Source organism: Pedobacter suwonensis (assembly GCF_044762335.1).
Classification (GTDB): domain Bacteria; phylum Bacteroidota; class Bacteroidia; order Sphingobacteriales; family Sphingobacteriaceae; genus Pedobacter.
On record NZ_JBIWEB010000005.1, the window covers coordinates 380,293 to 401,977 of the forward strand.

11 protein-coding genes are annotated in these 21,685 nt (G+C 41.0%); 5 read left to right on the forward strand and 6 right to left on the reverse strand.

Translation table 11 applies throughout. The annotated features are described in order from the left end of the window. The first annotated feature begins 1 nt into the window (after position 1). Positions 2 to 1,612 (forward strand): gliding motility protein RemB, encoded by a 1,611-nt coding sequence (locus ACIQXP_RS11280; RefSeq protein ID WP_387505338.1) that lies wholly within the window; start codon positions 2 to 4, stop codon positions 1,610 to 1,612. Between the two features lie 1,453 nt (positions 1,613 to 3,065). On the opposite strand, the gene ACIQXP_RS11285 is transcribed toward ACIQXP_RS11280, so the two are convergent. From ACIQXP_RS11285 to ACIQXP_RS11295, 3 genes are all read right to left on the reverse strand, one after another. Continuing rightward, a complete protein-coding gene (locus ACIQXP_RS11285; RefSeq protein ID WP_387505337.1) occupies positions 3,066 to 7,397 on the reverse strand; it encodes a PAS domain S-box protein in 4,332 nt (1,443 codons plus the stop codon). 298 nt (positions 7,398 to 7,695) lie between these two features. Further along, positions 7,696 to 8,895: a sugar transferase gene (locus ACIQXP_RS11290; RefSeq protein WP_387505336.1), complete on the reverse strand. Its 1,200-nt coding sequence runs from the start codon at positions 8,893 to 8,895 to the stop codon at positions 7,696 to 7,698. Further along, positions 8,895 to 9,299, reverse strand: coding sequence for a response regulator (locus tag ACIQXP_RS11295; protein WP_293744090.1), 405 nt, complete (start codon positions 9,297 to 9,299; stop codon positions 8,895 to 8,897). Before ACIQXP_RS11295 ends, ACIQXP_RS11290 begins: the two co-directional genes overlap by 1 nt. A gap of 398 nt (positions 9,300 to 9,697) precedes the next feature. On the opposite strand from ACIQXP_RS11295, the gene ACIQXP_RS11300 reads away from it, so the two are divergent. Beyond that, positions 9,698 to 12,004 carry an ATP-binding protein gene (locus ACIQXP_RS11300; RefSeq protein WP_387505335.1) on the forward strand — a complete coding sequence of 769 codons (2,307 nt, stop codon included), beginning with the start codon at positions 9,698 to 9,700 and terminating at the stop codon, positions 12,002 to 12,004. 94 nt (positions 12,005 to 12,098) lie between these two features. Here the strand turns inward: ACIQXP_RS11300 and dxs are convergent, their stop codons facing one another. Further along, positions 12,099 to 14,027 carry a 1-deoxy-D-xylulose-5-phosphate synthase gene (gene dxs, locus ACIQXP_RS11305; protein ID WP_387505334.1) on the reverse strand — a complete coding sequence of 643 codons (1,929 nt, stop codon included), beginning with the start codon at positions 14,025 to 14,027 and terminating at the stop codon, positions 12,099 to 12,101. A 203-nt stretch (positions 14,028 to 14,230) separates the two neighbouring features. Here dxs and ACIQXP_RS11310 point away from each other — a divergent pair, with 203 nt between their 5' ends. The 3 genes from ACIQXP_RS11310 (at position 14,231) to glmS (ending at position 18,297) form a co-directional block, all read left to right on the forward strand. Beyond that, positions 14,231 to 14,974, forward strand: coding sequence for a segregation and condensation protein A (locus tag ACIQXP_RS11310; protein ID WP_293744094.1), 744 nt, complete (start codon positions 14,231 to 14,233; stop codon positions 14,972 to 14,974). 62 nt (positions 14,975 to 15,036) lie between these two features. Then, on the forward strand, positions 15,037 to 16,308 hold the full coding sequence (glyA, locus tag ACIQXP_RS11315) for a serine hydroxymethyltransferase (protein WP_293744096.1): 1,272 nt from the start codon (positions 15,037 to 15,039) through the stop codon (positions 16,306 to 16,308). A gap of 150 nt (positions 16,309 to 16,458) precedes the next feature. Beyond that, positions 16,459 to 18,297, forward strand: a complete 1,839-nt coding sequence (glmS, locus tag ACIQXP_RS11320; RefSeq protein ID WP_293744098.1) for a glutamine--fructose-6-phosphate transaminase (isomerizing) — start codon at positions 16,459 to 16,461, stop codon at positions 18,295 to 18,297. A 374-nt stretch (positions 18,298 to 18,671) separates the two neighbouring features. Here the strand turns inward: glmS and ACIQXP_RS11325 are convergent, their stop codons facing one another. Both ACIQXP_RS11325 and ACIQXP_RS11330 read right to left on the reverse strand, forming a co-directional pair. Beyond that, complete coding sequence (locus ACIQXP_RS11325) at positions 18,672 to 20,045, reverse strand: hypothetical protein (protein ID WP_293744101.1); 1,374 nt, start codon at positions 20,043 to 20,045, stop codon at positions 18,672 to 18,674. A 58-nt stretch (positions 20,046 to 20,103) separates the two neighbouring features. After that, entirely contained in the window at positions 20,104 to 20,802 is a 699-nt protein-coding gene (locus tag ACIQXP_RS11330; RefSeq protein WP_387505333.1) for a ComF family protein, read from the reverse strand. Between the last annotated feature and the right edge of the window lie 883 nt (positions 20,803 to 21,685).

Sequence of the window (21,685 nt, forward strand, 5' to 3'; positions counted from 1 at the left end):
AATGAAGAAATTTTTTGCTCTGGCTGTAATGGCCTTTTCTGTGATGCATGCATGGGGTCAATCTACTCCAAACGTTAATATCCCTTATGATTACCAGTTTTACCAAAAATTAAATCAGCAGATTTATAGTCAGGATAATAAGTTCCATTCTTCGATCAAGGGGATTTATTCAGATGGAACTGAAATTGCCGCACACTACGATTCGTTAATGAAAGTTGGTGTAGATACGCTAAACAGACGTTCATGGGTACATAGAAAGCTGTTCAGTGAACATTTATTAGAATTTAATGGTGAGGATTATAAAGTTTACGCTGATTTTTTGCCCGATTTTCAAGTGGGTAGGGATTTTAGTGGTAAGCGAAGTACCTGGTTAAACACCAGGGGTTTCCAGGTTGGCGGGACAGTAGGTAAACAGTTTTCGTTTTATCTTAACGGATTTGAGAACCAGGGTAAATTTGTCGATTACGTAAATAGATACATTGTTGCTAATCAGGTTGTGCCTGGCCAGGGTTCCGGCAAATTGGGAACGGATAAACAAGACTGGTCATACGTAACCGCACTGTTGTCTTATACGCCCAACTCACATCTAAACTTATCACTCGGCTACGACAAAAATTTTATTGGTGATGGTTACCGTTCCATGCTTCTTTCGGATGTATCTTCCAATTATTCGTTTTTTAGGGTAAGGGCCACACTTGGTGCTGTGCAGTACCAGACCATTTTCGCCTACATGCTTGATCCCGGGGCGCCAAAACTGACTACAGACCGAAGATTGGGTGACAGGGGAAAATGGATGGCCGCACATTATGTAGACTGGAATGTGACCAAAAAATTCTCTGTGGGGTTTTTCCAGGCCGTTACCTGGGCAGATGCTGAAGTAGAAGGCAAACGCGGTTTTGATTTTAATTACGTACATCCTTTTATATTTTTAAGACCGGTAGAAAACACCAATACCACCTCACCCGATAAAATGAGGTTAGGTTTTAATGTGAAATATGAAGTTTTAAAAAATACCGCTCTTTACGGACAGTTTATGTTTGACGAATTTACCGCAAAGGAATTTTTTGCAGGAAACGGGTACTGGGCCAACAAATATGCCATTCAGTTGGGATTACGCGGTTCAGATCTTTTCAAGGTTAAACGGCTTAATTATCTGGCAGAATTTAATACCGCCCGCCCTTATACATACGCCCATTTTGACAGGTTATCAAATTATGCCAACTACAACCAACCCCTTGCTCACCCTTATGGCGCTAATTTCAGGGAATTTTTAGGGATTTTGAACTACAGTTACAAGCGTTTTGATGTACAGGGAGAAGCACTTTACTCGAGGTATGGTAAAGATCCTGTCGGGCTAAATTATGGCGGGGATATTTTTAAAAGTTACAATACACGCGCTTTGGACTATGGCAGTAAAATTGGCCAGGGGATCAAAACCAACCTGTATTATGCCCGTGCCCAGGTTGCCTACCTTCTTAATCCAAAATATAACCTGCGCCTGGAACTGGCGGGAACGTTACGTAGAGAAAGTAATGTTACTGCTCTTGAGAATAGTAGTTTAGTCACTTTTGGCATCAGAAGCAGTTTCAGGAATATATACCACGATTTTTAACAGACAAAGTTCCTGTTTTAACCTGAGTTTTGCCTCTTAACTTCGTCATTGCGAACTGAAGAAAGGACTCCGCCCGGGAGTGAAGCAATTTTTTTGATCATAAATTACCTGATAGACTGTTTCGGCTCGCTCATATCGCACCTTATAATAACGAATTATCTTTGTAATAACCTGATAGTCAAATTTAAATATCCATAACGCAGGTTGTTTTACCGGAGAGAGGAAAAGATACTTAAGGAGATTGTATCATCTTTGTATTTTAAAGAATCGCCTTCTTTTCGAGCGAAGTGCAACGCAGTCGAGAAATCTTTTAAGGTGATACTAAACTTAGGTTAAAAGATTTCGAGCAAAACGCAGTACAATCGGGAACCCGAAGACTCAGGGAAGCTAAATCATTAAAATTTTACAAAGCCAGCTTTAAAGATTTATCTATGCTGTTAACAATGAAAAATAGCAGTTCCAGCCAAAAGGATGAATTTTTAATAGAAATTCATTGATATGGAACGTGGAGGGTGTATCTATATCATGACCAATTATCAAAGAACAACATTATACATAGGTGTAACGTCTGATTTAAGAAGCGCGTTTATAGGCATCAGCATAAAATCTATCCGAGGTCATTTACAGCAAAGTAAAACTTAAATATTTGCGTTTATGATGAAGTTTATTCTACAATAGAAGAAGCTATAGATCAAGAAAAGCAACGGAAAAATTGGAGTAGACCAAAAAAAATACTTTAATTCACAAATTAATAAAAGCCGGAATAACTTAACCGCTATCATAAATGAGTGGGAAGATTGAGAATTTCCTGAGATTTGCCAGTTTTTGAGGCGGAATCCATATCTATATCCAGAGTAGAGTTCAAAGATTTCTCCATTACGCAACCGATGAAAGATCGGTAAGCTCCAGTCGAAATGACGCCTCTCGCATACAGTCATTTCGACCCTGGCGGAGAAATCTGTTTAGGAAATTGCGACTAAATTCAATGTTGTGGCGTTACGATGCTATCGTTGAGTTACTAATGAGCCTGTCTCAAAATAACAGATTCAGAAATAGCAAAAGAATTAAATTTCGCGATGTCGTCATGCTCAGCTTGATCCGATAGCTAGCTATCGGATGGGCATCTTAATGCATTGTTAGGGACTTATTTGGTTGCCGTTCTATCGTATTAAGATTAGCTTCGCCGAGCACTTCGTGGTTCCCGTTTTTAAGGGAATGACGCCCTTTCAAAATATTATTCTGCCAACAATCTTCAAAATCATTTCTGAGACAGCCCCAAGCCTGGACCCTGAAACAAGTTCAGGGTATCAACCGTTCATGGAATGCGCAAAATAACCCCAATTAAAGCACATGATTAATCGAACTCTGGTTAGTATTATTTATCTTGATTGTATAAAATAAATTATCCATCAGGATTGACAATTTTCTACTGATAATACAGCCTCCTGAAGCATTAATCAACCGGGTACCTTTCCTTTAATAATGGAATAAGGATTTCAATTTCCTGTTTCAGGAGTTCTACTTTGGCTTTCATCGCGACATGATCGGAAATATCCGGTTCCTGCATTCCGGAGCTGATTGCTGCAAGGTTGTTCAGTCCGGCTGAAGAGGCCATCCCATATACCTTGTGTGAAAGTGAGATCATGATTTCAGGGTCTAATTGTACAATCATTTCGTCTACCTGAACCAATATCTGGTTCAGCTGATTGATGGTGATGCCAATTATTTTTTTTATTCTATCGAGATCATTGTCCAGATAGGACTCCAGTTTCCTACTGTCAAAATGAACAGGTTTTATGATTTCAATGGCAGCTGCATGATCCTTTTTACCCTGAAGCAACCATTTTTTTAATATGGTTTCGATATTTTCTTCTAAAACCGGCTTGGTAATAAAATCATCCATGCCTGCCTCCAGGCTTTTTTCCCGCTCACCCATCACATTTGCCGCAGTGAGGGCAACGATAGGCGTTCTTTTTCCCTGCTCCATCAGCCTGATTTCTCGGGTACATTGATAACCATTCATTTCCGGCATCTGAATGTCCATGAAAATGAGGTCCGGTGATTCCCTTTTAAATACTTCCAGCGCTTTAACACCGTCTTCAGCTTCGAGTATCACGCTTCCGGGGTGGAGTTTTTCAATCAGCGCGCGGGCCAGGAATCTGTTTACTTCATTATCCTCAACCACCATAAATTTAAATTCATTTTCAATGGTTTCAGATAAAGCCGTTTGATCCGTATCATCAAATGCAATTTCAGGCGCTTTAAGCCTTGATAATACCTGGTAAAGCTCATGCATTTTGATCGGTTTTACCAACCGGTGTTCGATCTTCAGGTCTCTGCAGGCTTTGATGATTTTTTCATCATCTGAAGAACTGTGAAGGAGGATCAGCGGAAGTCTGTCCTGTTCAAGTGTAAAGCTTTCCCTGATTTTTGCCGACGTTTCCAGTCCATCCATGTATGGCATGTGGTAATCCATCAGGATGGCATCATATATTCTTCCTTCTGCCAGAAACTGTAATGCTTCAAAGCCACTCCTGGCCTGGTCCGCATGAATGTTTTTCAGGGAAAGCATATCCACCAGTATCGACCTGTTATTATCATTATCATCAACAACCAGTACATTGGTGATGCTTTCTATTCCTCTCCATTCTATGGGTTCGCCCTGTTCGGCTTTAAGATTTATATCAAAGAAAAACGTACTTCCTTCCCCGATAACGCTTTTGAGTTCGAGGTGGCTGCCCATCATCTTCAGCAACTTATTTGAAATCGTTAATCCTAAACCGGTTCCGCCATATTTTTTAGTGGTGGAGGAATCCTCCTGAGAAAAGGCGCCGAAAATTTTCTCTTGTTTACTTTTTTCAATTCCTATACCGGTATCCCTTACGCTAAAGCGGAATGTATACTGTTCTCCTTCCTGACCGAGTTTCTCTATCTTAAGTTCTATTTCGCCTTTGGTGGTAAATTTGGCGGCATTACCCAATAAGTTAATTAATACCTGCTTTAAACGCAGCGCATCCGTCCATACAAATCTTGGCAGGTCTGGTGGAAGGTTTAACAGCATCTCAAGGTTTCTGGACTGGATCTGGTAAGTGGTGATATCGCTGGCCTGCCAGGCAATATCATACAGGTCGCATTTTTCGATATCGAGTTCAAATTTACCGGCCTCGATTTTTGAGAAATCCAAAATATCGTTGATGATATTTAATAAAGCATTTGCCGATTGATTTACGATGGTAAGGTATTGTTTCTGTGTATCGTTCAATTGCGTTTTCAGTACCAGGTCGGTGAAACCGATTACCCCGTTCAATGGTGTTCTGATTTCATGACTCATGTTGGCAAGGAATTCGGATTTGGCCGAGTTGGCATGGTCGGCGCGTAACCGGGCCACGGTGATTTCCTGACGGTGTTTTACCGATGCGGATATATCCTGTGTGCAAATCATCATTCCGCCAATAGAGGTGTCCAGATGATACCATGGACGCATTTCCCAGGAAATGTGTTGTGGCATATTCGTGCGGACATCCACATAAACGTCTTCATCTTTTTTCAGCACCTCGCCGCTGAGTACTTTTTTATGGTTATTTATACGGTCTGGTGACAGGTGGGGGAATACATCATAGTACCACAGTCCTTCTATATCGTTTGTAATCTGTGTATAGTTCTCTATCCATTTTCTGCTGGCCGCGAGAAAGCGCATGTCTTTATCAAGCATCGCTATGGAAGCAGGTGCATTTTCGATAAAGGCGAGCAAGATGGCTTTCTCACGGGCAAGTGCTTTTTCGGTTGCTTCCTTTTGCGTGACATCGGTAGATATGCCGAGGTATCCGATAATTTTATCTTCCGAATCTCTGATGGAGGTAATGGATAGCGATACCCTTAAGCGTTTTCCGGATTTAGTGATGAAGGTAAAAAGCCGTTCTTTTTGCGGGCTGTCTGCACATTGTTTAAAAACATCAAAACCTTTAACCGCGTAGCCAAGTGTTGAGGAGATGCTTGTACAGAGTTCCTCAACTTCTGTTTGATCATGAAGGATTTCTGGTGTTTGCTTGCCAATCATTTCTTCGGCAGTATATTCCAGTAATAGTTCTGAAGCCCGGTTGAAGACGGTAATGATCCCGTTGGTATCAGTAGCGATAATACTCACCGCTGTGGACGCTGAGAGGACATCATCCAGTAATTTTTTGGATTCAATCAGGGCCAGTTGAGCCCGTTTCTGTTCGTCTATATCCTGAAATGTTCCATAAATGCGCTGCTTGGCATTTTCCGGAGATTCGGCATCGCCTTTTGCCCTAACCCAGAGCTCTTTTCCGTTAAAATCCCTGATCTCCAGTTCAAGATCCCATCCTTTTCCGGTCTGCACACATTCCTGAATGGCGTGTTGTATTTTTTCTCTGCTCTCCCCTTCTTTATAAAAATTGATTCCGTTTTCTAATGTTGGGACAAAATCTTTTGGTACAGCATGTATTTCTCTTGTTGTAGACGTCCAAACAACCTTTCTCTCGTTCAGGTTAAGTTCCCATCCGCCTATTTTGGCCAGTTTACTGGTCTCCTCTAAAAGGTTTCGGGTATGGATTAGTTCATTTTCGAGCTTTTTCTGATCGGTGATATCAACAGCATTGCCTACAATGTAAGGCTTATTTTCAAGATCAGTTTGCATCACGTTGGAGTACAGCCAGATGCCCTGCGCTCCAGACTTCTTATTCACCAGCATGGTCCCTTTTGAGTATCCGTTTTTCGCGATATCAGATAGATATTTACGCAAATTCTCATGCCTTTCAACAGGGACAATATCAAAAAGACTTTTATTTTTTAATTCAGCCTTTTTGTAACCGAGTATTTTCGCACCGGCGGAGTTTATGGAAATAAAATTCCCTTCCAGATCATGGGTGCACATTAATCCCTGAGAACTTTCAAAGAAAGCCTTAAACTTTTGTTCGCTAACCTTCAATGCCCTGTTCTTTTCAAACTCGGCGGTTACATCACGCCCGATGCCGAAAAGATTTCCGTTTGCTTTTTCAGCTGTTGCGGTCCACTGAATCGTTTTGCACTGCCCATTTTTGGTGATCATAGGCTGTGTAAGCTCACCAGACGGCAACCCATTTTTCAGGTTCTCCCAACTCTGCCGAACCGAATTTAAGTTTTGCGAAGGAATGAGGTCGAAAATCGTTTTTTGCTTTAACTCTTCTTCATTGTAGCCCAGCTGTTTATTAAAGCCTGGGTTTACCTCCTTAAATTTTCCATCCGGTGCCAGGATACAGATCAGATCTTCTGAATCGTTAAACAGTGTTCCGAAATTTTTATATTCTTCTTTTTTGCGGCGCTCTATAATGAGTGATATGGCTTCTTCGGCAAGTAAAGAAAGAATGCGTTGCTGGTTAGCCGTTAGTTTTTTTGGCTGTAAATCTGCGACACATATAGAACCCAGTGTAAATCCGTTCGGATCTATTAAAGGATAGCCTGCGTAAAACCTTACTCTCACACCTTCCTCAGAAAGTGCATGGTGCCTGAAACGGTCATCTTTAAGTGTATCCTCTACGATAAATACCTCATTGCCAAGCAGCGGATACTCGCATATTGCAATTCCCCTTGGTACTTCTTCTATATCGAGGCCGGCTGCCGATTTATACCATAACCTGTCTTTTTCTGCGAAAGAGATTAATGATATTTCACATTCACAGATCAGTGAAGCGATTTCAGTAAGTCTGTCAAACCCTCTTTCCCTTCCAGAGTTTATGATGTCGTAATTATAAAGTGCTTCGAGACGAGCATTTTCATTTTGTTGCATTTCAATCTTTTTGTGGGGTAGTGCGTTGTGAATACACTTCAATTTATAACTGATGATAAAAGCAAATATTTTAAGCCTGATTCTTTTTTACCTTTAAGTTAACTGCTACCCATTTTTTGCTGTACTTTTAATAATACGATTTGTTGACGAATATCAAAAACAAAATTTTAAAAATGTGATTTTTACGGGGTTTTATCCATTGCGCCAGACTATATCAGGGGTTTCAAAATAGGAGTCTTCTACCTGTCTTAATAGCTATTAAAAAAGAATAGGTTTTTTGTAATAAAATGGGGAGGAACTAAACGCTTTCCTTTTGAAACAGGGCAGGTATTGTTTTTAAAATAAGCCTGATATCGTTTGTGAAACTTTGGTTCTTCGCATATTCGTTATCAAGCAGCAGGCGCTCTTCCTCACTCATTTCCCCTTTTCCTCTTTTTTCCACCTGCCATAGCCCGGTGATCCCCGCAGGTGCAGCAAAGCGCAGCACATAACGGTCTGTTGTTAGTTTTTCAGCTTCATAAATGGGCAACGGGCGGTTGCCCACGATGCTCATATCGCCTTTAATCACATTCCATAGCTGAGGAAGTTCATCGATGCTGGTATTTCTGATAAAGTTGCCAACCCTGGTTATTCTCGGATCATTCGCGATCTTGAAAAACGCAGAGCCGCTGTTCGTGGCAAAATAACCCCCGTCTTTTTCGCACCACTGTACACCATCTCCGTAAAGCGGGTACTGGCACTTTCCGGCCGGTAAGCAATCCTGGCAAAGTACCGGATCGGGTGTTGCCGTTTTTTGTTCCTTCTTATCTATATCATACTGGTTGAGGTGTATCAGATCCTTAACTTTTTTATCTGCATCTACATACATCGAACGGAATTTATAAAATTTAAAAACTTTAAATCCTGTTCCTGCACGCAGCGAATAGTAAAAAACAGGGCCTTTGGATTCCATCCATATTGCCAGGGCAACAATCAATAGCAGCGGGAAAAGTATAATTAAGGCCGAGCTGGCAAAGAAAATATCAAAGGCTCTTTTTGCCAGGCCGATAGGGCGTATTACATTTGGCCTGATGGAAAGGCTTTTGGTTAGTGCCTCCCAGTTTTTAACGAAAAAGGTAACCCGTTTCTCTACACGTTCTATCTGCATGGGCAGCCTGAATACATCTGATATGCCCGCGGTTAGGGCGAGTATCCTTAAATTTGGATTAAAGTATTTAACGACCAGAAAAAAAGGTACGCTTGGCATCTGTATATTTTTGAGCGTTTCAATAAGCGTAAGCCCGCCGTTAGACAGGATTTCGCTGTTTGATATGATGGCTACAATTTTAAGGTGCTGTTCTGTCCATGCCTGTGAAAGCTTTAATCCATTGTCAAAATACACAGGCCGCAACCCTTCGAAATTACAGCTTTCGAAAAAGGTACGTTCTGTATAATTCTCGAAACCGACCATGGCAATAATACCTGGTTCAACGGAGCCGTTGATCTGTTTCTCTACCATTAAAAATTGCTTTTTCCGGCACGTCTTAATACCATTTTTATTCTGGCTTCCAGTTCGGCAGGATTGAAAGGTTTAACCATAAAATCATCAGCGCCGGCTTCCAGGCATTTTATGCGTTTATTAGAACTTTCTTCTCCGGATAGAATCATAATGGGCAGGGAGCTGAAAAAGTCGCTGTTTTTTAGCTGTTCGATTAACTCAAGGCCACTCATATTAGGCGTATTCAAATCTGAAATAATCAGATCCGGAATATTTCCGTTCTGTAGAAACGTGAGCGCGTCTATGCCATCAGGCCTGATATCGATGCGGTATCTCGGCTGCAATATTTCCTTCAGTATTGCCTGCATAAATTCGTCATCTTCAACAAGCAGGATATGTATTTTAGGATTATTCTGTTGATTCATTGGCGAAGAAGCGTTGATTGGGGAACTTCAAAGTGATTTTTTGTGCAATCTTTATATGAAAGTAGCTGCCAAGTATTTGAATGTACAATTGATTTTTAATATTTATTAGGTCTGTTTAGCCGTTAATAAATCCGAAATTATTTAAAATTTAACAATAATAATTTAATTTAGTCACGGTTACATTTTAGTACAATAATAACAAAAAAAAAGGCAACTTTTTCATTATTCTTATGAGGAGTGTAAAAAAAATCTCTCAATAAGCTGGTAGGATACGTGATTAATTTTTCGCTTCAGGCAGAACTTTGATTTCATGTTTATTGTTTCTGAAAATAAGGCGTAACTTTAATATCGGATATTAATGAGCGGCAGTACCCTAATAAAATTATTATAGTATCAAAATGATAAGCAGAAACCTTTTGTCCCTTGACAGTGCACAGCTCAACAGGCTATTCCCATTCTTCGTTATTGCTGACGCAGATATGAATATTGTGGAACTGGGGGATAAACTGAAGGAAATTTGTGGTAACAAGGTTGGTGAATCCATTTTCGATTATTTTACTGAACTGCATTTTGATGAAGACGTTCAGGATGGTGGTTTAAAGAACAGCTGGATCAGCCTGAAACAGCAGCCTGTACGCTTAACCGGTAAATGGGAAAAGATTGCTGCACAAAACCTGCTTTTTTTTGCCGGATACGGGCAATCATTTCTTGATGAAATTCAACCAGCTAAACCTGAGCCAGGTGTAAATCCCGGTAACAGTAATAACAATTCAGCGCAAAGGCAGCTATTTTCGGTTAATGAATACAGTTATCACCAGGTGATCGAAAATATGAGGATCGGTTTGGTAGAGCTTGACCTGGCGGGGCATATTGTTTATGCAAATAGCAGTTTCTGTGAAATCTGCGGCTATGATCTTATTGGTATTAAAGGCAAATTGCTGTCAGAACTGTGGGCCGGCAGGATATTTTCGGAGGATGGTGATGCCATAGGTTACGATAACATCACATCAAAGGTAAGCGAAATACAGTTTTTAGATACAAAAGGTGAAAGGAAATGGTGGTTGGCGTGTAGCAGCTTAAGTTTTAACCATGAGCATGAACAAATCGGTTCTCTGCTGATCAATTTTGAGATTACCTATCATAAAGAACAGAAACTGGAGCTGATGGCCGCTAAATCTGAAGCTGAAAAAGCTGTCAGCAGTAAGGATATGTTTTTGGCAAATATGAGTCATGAGATCAGAACGCCCATGAACGCCATTATCACGATGGCCAACCAGCTGGCTAAAACCAATCCAACGGTTGAGCAGGATTATTGTATTCAAACCATACAGACCGCATCGAAAAACCTGTTGGTCATCATCAATGATATCCTGGACCTTTCTAAAATTGAGGCAGGCAAAGTGAATCTCGAATCTATTGGACTCGATATTTCAAAAGTGCTCAGGGAAGTGATCCAGGTGATTAAACATAAGGCAGAAAAGAAAGGACTGATTATTGATTATTTCCAGCCTCATCATGATGAGATTGCTCCGGTATTAATAGGCGACCCCTACCGGATTAGCCAGATCGTGTTGAACCTGCTGAGCAACGCTGTAAAATTTACCGACAAAGGATCTGTATCCCTTAAGCTGAGTCTTTTGGAAAATTTTGATGATGCCCAGGAAATTGAGATTATGGTGAAGGATACCGGGATAGGAATGCAGCCTGAATTTGTTAAACGTCTTTTTGACAACTTTAGCCAGGAATATGAATCTGTATCACGCAGGTATGGTGGAACCGGATTGGGTATGAGCATATCAAAAAAGCTTGTTGCCCAGATGGGAGGATATTTTAACATTAAAAGTGAAAAAGGAAGGGGCTCTGAAATTTCGTTTGTTATCCGGCTGATGAAAGGTGTTGGCGAGGATCTTCCGGTGGAGGAAAAACTGGTGCTGAGCGACGACCTGTTTTCGGGCAAAAGGATTCTCATTGTTGATGATAACGAAATGAACAGGCTCGTTGCTTCTACGGTATTATTGAACTACGGTTGTCAGATCATGATAGCTGAGAATGGCCAGATGGCCATTGATATGGTTGATAAGGATGATTTTGACCTGATTCTTATGGATATTCAGATGCCGGTTCTGAATGGTTATGATACTACAAAATTGTTGCGTAAAGGCGGCTTTAAAGGCCCCATCATAGCGCTAACTGCTTCAGCAATAATAGGGGAAAGGGAAAAATGTATAGCCGCCGGCATGGATGATTATATTGCAAAGCCTATAAAAGAAGACCTTTTTATTACGGTAATTGATAAATGGATGGTAAAAGGAGCTGTTGAAACCGTTGAGCCAGAGGTTGAGGTTCCGCTTTACAGCCTGGATGGTCTTTACGTAATCAGCAAAGGGCGGGAGGATTTTGTGACTAAAATGATTCAGATGTTTTGTGATCAGATGCCTTCTGCCGTTAGCGACCTGAACCAGGCTTTAGAAAATGCTGATCTTGCAAAAATATCAACGCTGGCCCACAAACTTAAATCAACCATTGATCACCTGGGCATTGTTTCCATTCAGCGTGTGATCAGGGATATAGAAAGCCTGAGTGACGAAAATGCACCCGTTTCAGATTTAATTCCTTTGATTGCGCAGGTTAACCGTGTGATTGATCAGGTAGTTTCTGACCTCCAAACCGAAATAACAAGAAGGAACCAGGATTTGGCTGATTAGTCTGCATCAAAGGGGCTGAAATGATTAAATAAGTCAAATCGTTAGCCCCTAACCGTGCATGATATACCTATAACGCAAAATAGATTTAGGAAGATTATCCCGCCATTTTATCTGTAACACGTTTAACCGCAACATTTTTAACCGCTTTAACGATAGCGTTTTTATCATAACCGCATTCTGCCCAAAGTTCAGGTTGTTCTCCGTGGTCAATAAATTTATCCGGGATTCCGAGTCTGACCACCTGGGCATTATAATGATTATCGGTCATAAATTCTATTACAGCCGAACCGGCACCTCCCGGTAATGAGCCGTCTTCAACCGTAATAATGTGTTTGTATTTAGCAAATACCTCGTGTAATAAAGCTTCATCTAAAGGTTTTATGAAGCGTAAATCATAATGCGCCGGATAAAAACCCTCGCTATTTAATTCAACACATGCTTCAACAGCGAAATTACCAACGTGTCCGATGGTTAATAAGGCTACATCTTCACCATCGCAGATTTTACGTCCTTTGCCAATTTCCAATGCCTTAAAAGGTCTCTTCCAGTCAGGCATTACCCCATTGCCGCGCGGGTAACGGATAACAAAGGGTCCTATATTTTCTTGTTGAGCAGTAAACATCAGGTTGCGAAGCTCTTCTTCATTCATAGGAGAAGACACAACTAAATTCGGGATACAACGCATGTAGGCAATATCATAAGCCCCGTGGTGTGTTGCTCCATCAGCACCTGCTAAACCTGCACGGTCTAAACAGAATACTACGTTCAGCTTTTGGATGGCCACATCATGGATTACCTGATCGTAGGCCCGCTGCATAAAGCTTGAATAAATATTGCAGAAAGGAACCAGGCCCTGTACGGCCAGGCCTGCTGAGAAAGTTACCGCATGCTGTTCTGCAATGCCTACATCAAATGCACGCTTTGGCATTGCTTTCATCATGATATTTAATGATGAGCCTGAGGGCATGGCCGGAGTAATGCCTACAATTTTATCGTTAGCCTCGGCCAGTTCAACCATCGTATGCCCAAAAACATCCTGGTATTTGGGAGGCTGTGGTTTATCAGAAATACTTTTTTTAATTTCGCCGGTAATCTTATCAAAAAGACCGGGTGCATGCCATTTGGTTTGGTCTTTTTCTGCCAGAGCAAAGCCTTTGCCTTTAACGGTAACGCAATGCAACAGTTTCGGGCCCGGAATGGCAGCAAGATCTTTAATCACCTGTGCCAGGCGTTTTACATCATGCCCGTCAACAGGGCCAAAATACCTGAAATTTAACGCTTCAAACAAATTGCTTTGTTTGAGTAAGGTGCCTTTAATGCTTTTCTCTATTTTTTTAACATACTTGTGTGCATTAGGCCCGAGTTTAGAGAGTCCGGTGAGTACATGAGAAATATCATCGCGGAAACGGTTGTATGATTTCGAAATGGTGATGCTGGTTAAATATTCTTTCAGCGCCCCAACGTTCGGATCGATAGACATGCAGTTATCATTCAGGATTACCAATACATTGCTGTTTTCAATGCCGGCATGGTTTAATCCTTCAAAAGCTAAGCCTGCTGTCATGGCACCATCGCCGATAACGGCTACGTGCTGCCTGTCGGTTTCACCCTTCAATTGCGAAGCCACCGCCATGCCCAAAGCGGCCGAAATGGAAGTAGATGAGTGGCCTACACCAAAGGTATCGTATTCGCTTTCAGAAATTTTCGGGAATCCGCTGATGCCACCGTATACCCGGTTGGTATGGAATAAATCCCTTCGTCCGGTTAATATTTTATGTCCGTATGCCTGATGGCCTACATCCCAAACCAACTTATCGTAGGGCGTATTTAACGCATAATGTAAGGCAACTGTCAGTTCTACAACACCTAAACTGGCACCAAAATGGCCGCCATTTACACTTACTACGTCAATGATATATTGTCGTAATTCCTGGCTTATTTGTTCTAAGTCAGATTCGCTATATTGCTTTAAATCAGCAGGATAGTTGATTTTAGATAATAGGGGGCCAGCTTTTACTTGCATTCGTAATTTATAGTGAAAAACAAGATACAAAGTAAGTTAATTTTGTTCTAATATAGAAGAGAAAAATAGCGCTTTATTGTATCGGGCTAAGCGGCTGGCAGTGAACGCTTAGCGTGGAGCGTTTGGCAGAGAGCGGACCGAAGATTGCGCATAGCCTTTTAAGTTAGAAGACCTGAAAATTTTCATTATGTTTGTTGCTACACATGCAGGCAGAGAATTTTGAGATAAAGCTTCCGGTATTTGAAGGTCCCTTCGATTTGTTGCTGTTCTTTATTGAACGCGATGAACTTAATATCCAGGATGTGGAGATCTCGAAAATTACCAACGATTTTTTGGCCTACATTCACCAGCTCCTGGCGCTAAATGTAGAAGTGGCGAGCGAATTTATTTTGGTTGCGGCTACCTTGATGCGCATTAAATCTAAAATGTTGCTGCCTAGGATTGAGGTAGACGAAACGGGCAGCGAAATTAACTCTGAGCAGGATCTTATTGCCAGGCTGATTGCCTACAAACAGTTTAAATCTGCAGCGGAAGAGATGAAGCGGTATGAAGACGAGCGGTTAAAGCAAAATCATAGAGGTAATATTGCATACGATCTTGCACTGGCTGCGGCATCTTCTGCCCATCAGGATGAGCTCTTATCCCTTGATCTGTATAAGCTTTTAACCGTTTATCACCGCACCATGCAAAGGTATGAGTTGCGTAGTGAAGAAGTAAAGCATACAGTTGTACAATATCCCTATACGATTGAACAGCAAAAACACTTTATCGCCAACTTGCTTGATATCAATAAACAGATTGATTTTGCCCTGGTGCTTAAAAATTCGGAAAACAAAGTGCATTTTGTTTATAACTTTCTGGCCATTTTGGAAATGCTGCAACAACAAATCGTTGAGATAACCATTGGGAGTGGCTTTAACAACTTTAATGTGAAAGCATTATCTTAAACAAGCGCGAATTAAATTTGAATTCCTTACTTTTGCCAAAAAAATACAAACCTAAATATAAAATGACACGCGACAACCAGATTTTCGAACTTATCGATAAAGAGTTAAACCGCCAGGAACATGGTTTAGAGCTTATTGCATCAGAAAACTTTGTAAGCAAACAAGTGATGGAAGCTGCCGGATCGGTATTGACCAACAAATATGCAGAAGGCTTACCGGGAAAACGTTACTATGGCGGTTGCCAGGTGGTAGATGTGGTAGAGCAAATTGCGATCGATAGGGCAAAAGAATTGTTTGGAGCAGCGTGGGTAAATGTTCAACCGCATTCTGGTGCGCAGGCCAATGCCGCGGTAATGCTTGCTGTTTTGCAACCAGGTGATAAAATATTAGGATTTGACCTTTCTCACGGTGGACACTTAACGCATGGTTCGCCAGTTAACTTCTCTGGTAAATTATACCAGCCTTTGTTCTATGGCGTAGAAAAAGAAACCGGACTAATTGATTATAAAAAATTAGAGGAAGTTGCTTTAGCTGAAAAACCGAAACTGATTATCTGCGGTGCATCCGCTTATTCACGTGAGTGGGATTATGCTTTTATCCGTGCAGTAGCCGATAAAATCGGCGCTTTGGTTTTAGCTGATATTTCCCATCCGGCTGGTTTAATCGCTAAAGGGCTGCTGGCCAACCCGCTTCCACATTGCCATATTGTAACCACAACAACCCACAAAACTTTGCGCGGACCACGTGGCGGTATGATTATGATGGGACAGGATTTTGAAAACCCATGGGGCTTGAAAACACCAAAAGGCGAAATCCGTTTAATGAGTAATTTGCTTGATATGGCAGTTTTCCCAGGTACGCAGGGCGGTCCGTTAGAGCATATTATTGCAGCTAAGGCAATTGCTTTTGGCGAAGCTTTAAGCGAGGAGTACGGAACCTACATTAAACAGGTAGCGGCTAATGCACAGGCTATGGCTAAGGCATTTGTAGCAAAAGGATACGGCATCATTTCAGGGGGTACGGATAACCACCTGATGTTAATTGACCTGCGCAATAAAAATATCACAGGTAAAGTAGCTGAAAATGCTTTGGAAAAAGCGGAAATTACGGTAAACAAAAATATGGTTCCTTTTGATGATAAATCGCCGTTTGTAACTTCTGGTATCCGTGTGGGTACGGCGGCTGTTACAACCCGGGGTTTAAAAGAAGCTGAAATGGAACAGATTGTGGAATTAATTGACCGCGTTTTGATCAATCCGGAAGATGAAGCCAATCTGAATACGGTAAAAGCCGAAGTGATAAAATTGGTAAGCGCATTCCCGCTTTATAAATAAGCGTAGCTAATTCGATTTACTGAAAATATAATGAAAGCAGCTACAAACCATGTAGCTGCTTTTTTAATTTAACTAAAACATCTTTAGTGCTTAGTACCTAAAACAAACGTTTGTTTTATATATTTGGCAATTAAAATTTAAATAGAATTTATGTGTGGAATAGTAGGCTATATTGGCTATAGAGAAGCCTGGCCAATTGTACTTAAAGGCCTTAAAAGATTGGAATACCGCGGTTACGATAGTGCTGGTATAGCAGTAATGAATGAAAGCGGTGAACATATTTATAAAAAAGCGGGTAAAGTAGCCGTATTAGAGGAGTTTGCTCAAGATCAGGATAAGTCTGGTACGATTGCAATGGGCCATACCCGTTGGGCTACCCATGGAGTTCCCTCTGACCGCAACTCCCATCCACATACTTCAAATAATGGCAAGTTGTCTATTATTCATAATGGTATCATCGAAAACTATGCTACTTTAAAAGAGGAGTTGGTTACTCGGGGGCACAAGTTTAAAAGTGATACCGACACGGAGGTATTAATTCATCTGGTAGAAGAAATTCAGGAAATTGAAAATATTGATCTTCTGGAGGCTGTTAGGTTGGCGTTGAAAGAAGTGATCGGCGCCTACGCCATTGTAATCATGGACCAGGATCATCCTGATCGGTTAATTGTGGCCAGAAAGGGTAGCCCGATGGTCATTGGTGTGGGCCAGGGAGAGTACTTTATTGCTTCTGATGCTACGCCGATTATTGAATACACCAAAAATGTAATCTATCTAAATGATAATGAAATTGCGTTAATCACCAAAGATGATCTGTTGGTAAAAAGGTTGGATAACGTAGTGCAAACGCCATTAATCCAGGAGCTGCAGTTAAAGCTGGAAATGCTGGAGAAAGGTGGTTTTGATCACTTTATGCTCAAAGAAATTTATGAGCAACCGCGTTCCATTAAAGATTGTATGCGTGGCCGTATCTACCCGGAAGAGGGCAAGGTGCAGCTTGGCGGGATTAAAGAATTTGCAGAAAAATTAAAAAATATAGATCGCATCATCATTGTGGCCTGCGGAACATCCTGGCATGCAGGTTTGGTTGGCGAATACCTGATTGAAGAGTATGCCCGCATTCCTGTTGAAGTTGAGTATGCTTCAGAATTCAGGTACAGAAATCCGATTATCACCGAAAAAGATGTGGTGATTGCCATTTCGCAGTCTGGAGAGACAGCTGATACCATGGCGGCTATTGAGATGGCTAAAGAACGTGGTGCAACCATTTTCGGAATCTGCAATGTGGCAGGCGCTTCTATTCCACGTTTAACACATGCTGGTGTTTACACCCACGCCGGACCTGAAATCGGAGTGGCATCAACAAAAGCATTTACGGCACAGGTAACCGTTTTAACTTTAATGGCTTTTTACATGGCTCAGCAAAAGGGAACCATTACCACTTCAAAGTTAATTGAACTTTTAACCGAGCTTGACCATATTCCTGAAAAAATTCAGGTTGCTTTAGCCTCGAACAACCTGATTAAAGAGGTAGCAGAAAAGATTAAAGATTCTACCAATTGTTTGTTTTTAGGTAGAGGAAGTGGCTTCCCGGTAGCTTTAGAGGGAGCCTTAAAACTGAAGGAAATTTCTTATATCCATGCAGAAGGATACCCTGCTGCGGAGATGAAACATGGTCCGATTGCTTTAATTGATGAAGAAATGCCTGTAGTGTTCATCGCAACGCAAAACTCATCTTACGAAAAAGTGATCAGTAACATACAAGAGGTAAAAGCCAGAAAAGGAAAAGTAATTGCCATTGTGACCGAAGGGGACACCGAGGTGAAAAAAATGGCCGATTACTGCATAGAAATTCCTGATGCCAATGAAGCTTTTTTACCGCTCCTGGCAACCATACCGCTTCAGTTATTATCGTATCATATTGCGGTAATGCGTGGCTGTAACGTAGATCAGCCAAGAAACCTGGCCAAATCGGTAACTGTTGAATAATTTTACCACAAAACAGATAAACAGAGCAGTTGCATTAATTTGTAGCTGCTTTTTTGTTTATCGGCGTATTCAGATACAGACTTTGTTAAATAAGCCCGATCCAATAGGTGTCGGATGTACGGATGCCGTTTCTTAACAACTTTTTTATATCAATAAATTGGAACGGCAGGAGGAAAAGCGGCGCGGATGGCCGCCATTAGCACCAGTGTTCACTTCTAACAGGATAAAAAGTAAAACTGATCTTTAAAAAGGCCAAAAAAGTAAAGGGCCGATATTCTTCAGAAGAAATCGACCCTTACCATCTAAATTAACGCTCTCGGATATATAAACGCAACTTCATGCGGTTTGGTTTTGAGAAAATATAAAAAAACCTATTATTTCTCGTAACTGCCTAAGGTTGAGGGATAAAATCTTTCATTTTCCATTATATCCTTATTAAGATAAATACTGAAATAAGGATCGGCAGTTAAATCAGCACCTTTTTTTCTGGCTGAACTGTTTGCAGCGGGTTCAAAATTGTACTGTTCCTGGTGAATAAAGGAAGGGTCGATGTTCAAAATGTTGCCATTGCCGTTATAAGCATTGTTGTTGGATCGGATCAGGTTATGTGATAGATTGAGCTGCAAATTGGCAGCAGTTCTCTGTTGTATATCCAATTCGTTGACTAAACTTCCCCAAATGATATTATTGGTCAAATCGACCTGAAGTTTATGGTAAACATTTGCTGATAAATAATCTGTAAAGCTCAGTGAGGCTGTTTTGCGCGGAAAGTTTAAATTGTAGCCCGCAAAGGTGTTCTGTTTCAGGTTATAATTCCCTCCTCCAACAGCGTATATTAAATAATTTCCGCAATTATACATCAGATTATTAAAGGCTAACAGTTCTGAATGATAGCCAATATAGGCTGCCACCTGCATGTTTTTAATAATACTATTACTTAAAATTAATTTTGGGTTGCTGTTTAACGATAAAGAATCGGAGGAAATGCCAACAGATGCGTTTTTAATGATCGCATTTTTAATCAGCCCTTGTCCGGTTCTTTTCAAGAAAATTCCCTTCCATTGTCCAGGCTCATCATTATAAATGTTTTCAAGCCGGTCGCTGCAAAACAGTACAGGTTCGTTTATGCTGCCGTTAACAATCAGGTTTCCCTCGATGTTTAAACCGGCATCCTTATGGAAATAGATTTTAGTTCCCGGCTGGATGGTTAATATAGTGCCGCTTTTCAGGGTTAACGATCCATTAATAATATAAGGCAGCGCGTTTGTCCAGATGGTATTTGTACTGATGGAAGATTCATTAATGAATACCGCATTTTGCCCGTAAGCTAAAAGCTGAATGACCTGTTTATTCCCGTTTGTTTTTAAAATGATCGAATCTTGCACCAGAAAGGGTAGGCTATTGGCATTGGGGTTGATAGAAACCTTAACAAAAAGATTTATTGAATCCCGACCGTTTATGACAAGATCGTTTTTATAAGTTGTTTGCTCTCCGTTAATATTGATGCCAAAAGCAGAAGTGCGTCCGCCAGCTAATTTAATTTCCGATACTTTAACCGCATCATTATTGTTGTTAATGATTTTGACTATTCTGACTGTTGAGCCTACTGAAGTAAAAATGGTATCGAATAATATTTCTTTACTGGAAAAGCTGAGCCTCGCATCTGGGTTTGTGCTAATGTTTTCATTCTTCCGGCAAGCCGAAGCAATGAATAAGACGAGTAGCAATAAACCAGTATTTAAACGCATAAATCAAACTTAAAAAATGTTTGGCTACTTGCAAGGGTATTTGCTGTGCATTTTATCATTATTCGGCGAAGGCAAGTGCTGCTATGCTTACTTTTCCTGCCTCAGCGGCAAATAGTGCATCAGCGCAGGCTTCAAGCGTTGCGCCGGTGGTAATTACATCGTCAACCAATAAAACATGTTTACCCATGATATCTTCCTGAAAATTTACCTGGAACACATCCTTCATATTTTCATAACGGTTATACCTGCTTTTTTTGGTTTGGCTTTCAGTAGAAGTATTTCTAATAAGGTGATCCCCGCTGATGCCGGTACCCATTTGTGCTGCAATTCCTTCTGCAATGAACATGCTTTGGTTATATCCCCTCATTTTGTATTTCTTGCGGTGTAAAGGAACCGGAATCACCAGGTCAATGTCCTGGTAGAGCGTTGCTGTTCTCAGCCTTTCCCCCAACATATTACCCAGCAGGATTCCAACATCAGTTCTTCCGTTATATTTTAAATTGTGGATTAAGTTCTGAACTTTCGTTCCTTTTCTAAAATACAACATGGCCATTGCCGCATTAATTGGTAAGCGGCCCCAAAACTGCCTGGCAACCCTATTGTCTGCATATTCGTGATAATCGGTAAAGGGGAGGTCGTACAGGCATTTCGTGCAGATTAAATACTCGCTATGGTATAATGCTACACCGCAGGCGTTGCAGAGGTTTGGAAATAGCAAACCAATTAAATCATTACACCATTGTTTAACCTGAAGCATAAACTAATTTATAAAATTTTTATGAGGAATACCCATGGTTTGAGTTTTCGGGTTTATTTTTCTTTTTAGCAAAGCAGGGGCTGGTGGTACTATATATGCATGTTCCCGCTATTTGCTCCAAATCCTCGCTGCGCTGTGGGTTTTCCGCTGCTATCGGGTTTAAGTGGGCAGTTTCTTCCAAAGCTTCAGGTGGCCGGGCGCAGGGGAACTTCGGAAGCTTTAATGGGTTTCTCCAGCCGATCCGTCATCCTCGCTACTCGACCTTATCAGATGCTGAAACTGTTCAGGACGGTGCTAAACAGGTAAAAGGCATAATTGTTTTGGCTAGTCGAAAAATATTTCTCTTTGAAAACCATGAAGTTACGCTGAGATGAACAACATTTAATAAATATCCTTTGGCGTTGAATAGAATTTTCCTACTTTTGCATCCCCGCTTCGGAGGAAGGGATTTGTTGAAAAGGTGGCCTAGAGAGATGGAGGGCAGGATTTATTTTAAAATAAATATTGCGTAAGAGAAAAAGATTGCTACCTTTGCAGCCCGGTTCGGAAGAGCGGGAAGCTGAATAACATCAGCGTATTGAAAAGACGGAATCGGAAAAAAAAAGACCCAAAAATAAAAATTATTTTATTTGGAAGTTCAAAAAAGATTCCTACCTTTGCACTCCCAACGGAAACGAAGGGAAAACAAAAAAAGATCAGGTAGCGGATGTTACAGCGATCAACAGAAAAGATTGAAACAGATGAAAACACGTCCAAGACGAATAAGACTTGAACGAACTGAAATCTGAAGATATATAAAGACGGGCCGCGAGGCAACAACAGTCGATAAGTTCTTAAAAGAGATGTCAATGTAGCGCAGTGAGGTAATGAAGTACGTATTCAA

Excerpts from the sequence above, each read along its gene's own strand:
- ACIQXP_RS11280 (WP_387505338.1), top strand. The coding sequence starts at position 2 with ATGAAGAAATTTTTTGCTCTGGCTGTAATGGCCTTTTCTGTGATGCAT.
- ACIQXP_RS11285 (WP_387505337.1), bottom strand. The coding sequence starts at position 7,397 with ATGCAACAAAATGAAAATGCTCGTCTCGAAGCACTTTATAATTACGAC.
- ACIQXP_RS11290 (WP_387505336.1), bottom strand. The coding sequence starts at position 8,895 with ATGGTAGAGAAACAGATCAACGGCTCCGTTGAACCAGGTATTATTGCC.
- ACIQXP_RS11295 (WP_293744090.1), bottom strand. The coding sequence starts at position 9,299 with ATGAATCAACAGAATAATCCTAAAATACATATCCTGCTTGTTGAAGAT.
- ACIQXP_RS11300 (WP_387505335.1), top strand. The coding sequence starts at position 9,698 with ATGATAAGCAGAAACCTTTTGTCCCTTGACAGTGCACAGCTCAACAGG.
- dxs (WP_387505334.1), bottom strand. The coding sequence starts at position 14,027 with ATGCAAGTAAAAGCTGGCCCCCTATTATCTAAAATCAACTATCCTGCT.
- ACIQXP_RS11310 (WP_293744094.1), top strand. The coding sequence starts at position 14,231 with ATGCAGGCAGAGAATTTTGAGATAAAGCTTCCGGTATTTGAAGGTCCC.
- glyA (WP_293744096.1), top strand. The coding sequence starts at position 15,037 with ATGACACGCGACAACCAGATTTTCGAACTTATCGATAAAGAGTTAAAC.
- glmS (WP_293744098.1), top strand. The coding sequence starts at position 16,459 with ATGTGTGGAATAGTAGGCTATATTGGCTATAGAGAAGCCTGGCCAATT.
- ACIQXP_RS11325 (WP_293744101.1), bottom strand. The coding sequence starts at position 20,045 with ATGCGTTTAAATACTGGTTTATTGCTACTCGTCTTATTCATTGCTTCG.
- ACIQXP_RS11330 (WP_387505333.1), bottom strand. The coding sequence starts at position 20,802 with ATGCTTCAGGTTAAACAATGGTGTAATGATTTAATTGGTTTGCTATTT.